The organism is Verminephrobacter aporrectodeae subsp. tuberculatae At4 (assembly GCF_000193225.1).
In the GTDB taxonomy this organism is placed as follows: domain Bacteria; phylum Pseudomonadota; class Gammaproteobacteria; order Burkholderiales; family Burkholderiaceae_C; genus Acidovorax; species Acidovorax aporrectodeae.
Genome location: NZ_AFAL01000786.1, coordinates 1 through 1,230 on the forward strand (window position 1 = coordinate 1; position 1,230 = coordinate 1,230).

Consider the following 1,230-nt stretch of genomic DNA (forward strand, 5'->3'; position numbering starts at 1 on the left):
AGGTGGCCGTCCAGACCGTACTCTCGGCGTTGGCCACGGGCGCGCTCAGCGTGCCGTTGGTGCACGAGATGTCGCTGCTGTCAAAGCCGTTGACGGGCCGGGTGAAGGTGAAGGTGACGGTGGTGGTCTCGCCCGCGGTGAGCGCGCTGTCGGCCAGCGTGATCTCGACATTGAGCGCGGATGGGGCTGGCGTGTTGTTGGTCACCGCCTGGCTGCTGATGAAGTTCACCGCATTGTTGCCCGCAGCGTCCCGCACCCAATTGCCGGATTCGGGCCTGGTGTAGCTGACGGTCACCGTCTCCCCGTGGGTCACGGCGCGGCTCAGTGTCAGCGTCACGGTGTTGGCCGTGGCGTTTACCACGGCGCTGCTCACGGTGATGGCCGTTGCGCCAGCGGCGGTGTTCACCGTAAAGCCGGCGTTGCCCGTGAGGGCTGCTGCGTCCAGGCTGTTGGCTTCGGCGTACGTGAGCACCAGCTGGTTGCCGGTGACCGCGGCGCTGTGGAACTCCGGGGCCGTGGTGTCTGGTGGCGCGGGCGTGATGTTCGTCACATCCCGGTTGCTGAAGTTTGCTGTGTCGTTGCCGGCAACGTCCTCGACCCCCGCCATGGTGTGGCTGAGGGTCACCGTCTCGCGGTAGGCCACGGCGCGGCTGAGCGTCAGCGTAACGGTGTTGTGCGTCGCGTCCACCACAGCGCCGGTGACGGTGATGGCGGTGCCACCAGCGCTGCTGACCGTAAAGCCTGCGTTGCCTTCGAGCAGATACCCGCTCAGGTTCTCCGCTTCGATGTAGGTCAGCACCAGCTGATTCCCGTTGACCGTGGCGCTACTCAGCACCGGGGCCGTGGTGTCTGCTCCTGTTGGCGTGTTGTTGGTCACTGGCTTCTCATCGAAGCTGGCCGCCTGGTTGCCATGCACGTCCTGCAGCACATTGCCGGCCCCGGGCTTGGTGTAGGTGACTTTTACCGTCCGATCGTGGGGCATGCGGTGCAAGAGTGTCAGCGTCACGGTCTTGGCCGTCGCGTCCACGACGGCGCTGCCAATAACGCTCTTCCACCAAGTCGGGCTGCCGTTGGGCCCCAAGCCGTCGGACCTTACATAAAGGTTATCGTTCTTCACCAGCTCAACCAGCGAAACATCGTCCAAGTCGCTCTGATCGGTGAAGTGGATCACCAGTTGGTTGCCGCGGACCGTGGCGCTGTGGAACTCCGGGGGCGTGGTGTCTGCTGCTG

The 1,230-nt window shown here is 64.8% G+C and carries 1 protein-coding gene; it reads right to left on the bottom strand.

The window, feature by feature from the left end; genetic code table 11:
- Positions 1–1,230 (bottom strand): SwmB domain-containing protein (locus tag VTU_RS29325; RefSeq protein WP_010108676.1); only part of this gene is annotated, 1,230 nt, incomplete at both ends.